The organism is Anaerosporobacter sp., from assembly GCF_031551385.1.
In the GTDB taxonomy this organism is placed as follows: domain Bacteria; phylum Bacillota; class Clostridia; order Lachnospirales; family Lachnospiraceae; genus Anaerosporobacter.
In genome coordinates, this window is the sequence record NZ_JAVBNS010000140.1 from 1 (window position 1) to 3,826 (window position 3,826).

The 3,826-nt window shown below is 34.4% G+C and carries 4 protein-coding genes; all 4 read right to left on the bottom strand.

From position 1 onward, the window contains the following. The coding region (locus tag RMR19_RS11575) for a hypothetical protein (protein WP_310603645.1) at window positions 1-874 on the bottom strand (874 nt) is incomplete at its 3' end. Continuing rightward, window positions 874-1,671 carry a phage tail domain-containing protein gene (locus tag RMR19_RS11580; protein WP_310603646.1) on the bottom strand — a complete coding sequence of 266 codons (798 nt, stop codon included), beginning with the start codon at window positions 1,669-1,671 and terminating at the stop codon, window positions 874-876. The genes RMR19_RS11575 and RMR19_RS11580, both read right to left, overlap by 1 nt. A gap of 21 nt (window positions 1,672-1,692) precedes the next feature. Next, complete coding sequence (locus tag RMR19_RS11585) at window positions 1,693-1,914, bottom strand: hypothetical protein (RefSeq protein WP_310603647.1); 222 nt, start codon at window positions 1,912-1,914, stop codon at window positions 1,693-1,695. Between the two features lie 155 nt (window positions 1,915-2,069). Beyond that, window positions 2,070-3,826 (bottom strand): hypothetical protein (locus RMR19_RS11590; protein ID WP_310603648.1); only part of this gene is annotated, 1,757 nt, incomplete at its 5' end.

A 3,826-nucleotide genomic window follows, 5' to 3' on the forward strand; every position in this document is an offset into this window, starting at 1 on the left:
CCTTATAATTTCCAAGTTCACTATCATAGACTGTCTTGTATAGATTATAGCAATCTTGAATATCTTGTCGCATCCATGATAAATAGTATCCAGGATTATAAATGATATTAGTTCCATTCGGATTTACGTCATTAATATTAAGTCCTTCGCCACCTTCGACACGAAAACATGTTTTAATCGCATCCACATCAACATTGATACTTAAATCTTTCATTAAGTTCTCAAAGCACACATAAAGACCAGATGGCTGCCCATAGTCATCAATGACAAATGCATTAATGGTGCGTTCAAATGTGTTAAAGATAAACATACATTTAAAAGCTTCTCCAACTTCACTTGTTAGAAAACTGTAGATATCACGCTCATCAACATCAAAGGAACGTTGCATTTCCCATAGTGCGATATCGACATGACCGATAGTCCAGTTAGATGTGGTTAAAATCTTATGTAGAAGAGAAGCACTTGGCTTATGTGGATTGTAAAATTTAACTGGTTCATAGTCGTAATCCTCATATAGAATTTCACCAGTATTAATTTCAAAATTCACAAGGTATTGTTGACCTAACTCAACTTCGATGGATTGCCCCGTTACATTAATATATTCGGATACCCCATTTGATTCCAGAGCGGTACGAATTTGAAACCAGCCATATCCTCGAACAAGTACAAGTTTTAAATCCTCAAGCTGATCGTAGATTTCATTGTGTTCTTTCGTTCGAAATACTTTGAAGGATACGGTATCAATATCATTTAGATTTAATTTAACATTTAAATCTTTGAAGTTGATAATTTCTCCTAGGATTTGTTTTGATGGAGAAGCTAGGAGGATTTGTGGTATCTCAATTTTGTTAAAAATATCTCTGTTTAAATGCACTAAATCCCCACCTTTCTAATCTCTCTATACGTAAAGTCTACAGAAGCATTTCCATTGAATACAAGATTGTTCTTTCGGTTTTGTAGGGAAATTCCTAATCGAAACCATGTCCAGTTGAAAGCTTCGAATAACTCAATGGCATTTCGTTTGTTGCTTGTAATGATTCGAGTTTCCGAGTCGAGAGTAATAATTTCTCCATTTAAACAGCCTTTTAGTTCTGTTTTTTCATCTGTGTATGTATTTATAATAGAAAAATCACAAGCTTTATTGACTGCGATTGTGATTTTAGGATATAGATAATAGATTTCATCAGAACTGTTTGTGATGCATTCGTTCTGATTGACCTGTGATATCGTAAAATGTTTTTTGATTTCGTTGGAATATCCATACGAGCTATCCGTAGTAAAGGTTACTTCAAACCCAAAGCATACATTTCCAATTTCAATTTTCTCTAACTTCGTGCATTTCGCATTATAGAGTATGTGCATATAATCTGGTTCATTAAATTGAAGCCATTTATATTCATCAAAATTCATAAGCCATCGATTGATTGTGGCCTGCTCATATGTGCTGAATTTTTGAAACGTCTTTTTCGTAAATTGAAACGTGAATTCCAGAGGCTTTGAATAAGAAGTGCTAAAATGATTCCATTTACTAGAATAGGCGGCTTTATCTGTCGTAACTTCAATTTCTCCAATAGAAGAAATGTTGTTCATTGAATTGCTGGAAAAACGACAAATTAATAAATCATAGGTATTAGAATTTATATTATCATATATAAAACTGGTCGCATTCATAACTCACCTCCCAATTCAATGTTATTCCATTTTGGACAGTAAACTGTCCAATGCTTGTTGATAGGCATTTTTAATTTCTAATTCCTGTCTTACGAGTTCTTCGTATTCGGTCTTGTATTGATTGACTTCATCAATTAATTTTTGGTATTCGTTTCTGTAAAAATCTATTGACTTATCATTATTATCTGATTGTTGCATATTTTTTTCGAATTCTAATATTTTGGCTTTGTCTTCGTTTGTCATATTGATACCATGCATATCACAAGTTTACTTGCGATACTGCTCAAATAAGTATAATTGAAAGAATGGATCAGCTGCATGGACTCCTTTACTTTTATTTTCTTTCAACATTTTCTCATGAATAAAAAAGGAGTACCGCTACAAGGTACTCCAAATGTTTACGAGATTCGTTTGATTCCTTTATTTGCTCCGATTGTATTGATTTGAGACAATGCTTGCTCGGTTTCTTTCCGCACCATCGAAGATAACTTATAGACGATTTCATCTGTAGCAACACCATCTACATTAATAGAAGTTTGGAATGTGATATTGTTGTTATCATTTTTGGAAGATAAGTGTGGGTAGCTAGTGGAAGAGGAGAGTGCGTCCATAATTGTATCTAGTTTTGGCAAGTTGGATACGAATTTACTAAATAGTACCCCTTCTTTTTGAGTAAGAATCGGCTCGCCACGTTTTACTAAAGCAATTCCATCTTCACCAGTACCTCTGATTAATTCTGGCATACCGCCTTTACTAAACTTGGCTTTTTCCAGTGCGTCTTTAATCTTATTTTTGGTTGCACTACCATCTTTTACGTTTTCAAGAGTTGACCCCTCAACTTCTAAAAGCTTCCCTAATGTAACCATTTGATTGTATGATAAAGCTTTATATCCTTTATCTACAATATATTTGTTGAGATCTGAGTCGAAAGTAGTACCAGTACCGTTATTAAGTAAGTCAGTAATGAGTTGCTTTTGCATTGCATTTTTGATAGCTGTTCTGTTAGCTTTAGCATTCTCAGAAGTACTCACATCTGCGACACTTTTTACGTCTTTAACTCCAAGAGCACCTGCAAGGTTAACCATATCTGCATAGGATAACTGTGAATACCCCAAACTTGCGGCATATTTATTTAATGCAGAAGTTCCCTTATTGGATTCGCCATTTGTAGTAGAAGATTTTCCAAGAACTTCGTGCATCTTTTGAGATGTTGTTTTTTCTTCGTATTTAGTTTTATCTTTCTCTAGTGCGGTTTCAGCATACGAATCATAGCTTGCTTTTGCATCATTCCATGCTTGACGAATGCTATCAATTACACCAATAATACCAACGGAAGAAGTAGAAAATGTGCTAGAATATGTCTTAACAGAATCCCCGGCATCTTTCCAAGCATCTGTGACATGTTCGCTTATTTGATAGCCTACCTTTTTAGCAGTTGTTTCAAGAGTAGAGGCGATGGTAGAACTACTTGAATTTACAGTATTCATAGTATCTTGGAATAGATTTTCTGTATCTTCGCAGTAATCCTCCATGTATTCTTTATATTTCTTTAGTTCTTCGTCAAGTGCTTTTTTTTGGTCATCACGAGAATATTTTGACTCAGTTTCTTCTAAGTCGGTTTCTGCGTCTTTTAGGGCAGCTTTCAACTGTTGAAGCTTCTTGCGATTTTCAAGACTATCATCACCTTGCAACGCATTAATCTGTTTTTGAATATCAGCAACCGACTTTGTCTTTTGGGTGATGGTTTTTTGACGTTCATATAATTCCTCTTCAAGATCAATAGCTTCCTTTTTCTTAGCAATCAAATCTTCCATAGCACTAATCTGAGTTGATATGCCTTCTTTGGCTAAGTCAATCATAGATTGCTTTTCTTTTTCGGCAGCTAGTATGGAATCTTGTTGCATTTGTAGTAATTCTGCTCTGCGTTCTAAGTATTTTGTATCATTCTTATTATCAGCATTCGTCGCATCTAATTTAGTTAAGTCGTCTTTGGCTTCATTAGCTTTCTTCATATAAAGGTCATAATTAACTGCGTGTTGTCCTTGTGTAGCTAATCCTTCATTGGTATAAGTGCCAGTTTCATCATTAATTAGTTTTTTAGTTGATAAAAGTTCAATTAGAAAATCCGATTCGTCAATTACAGCCTGAATTCTAT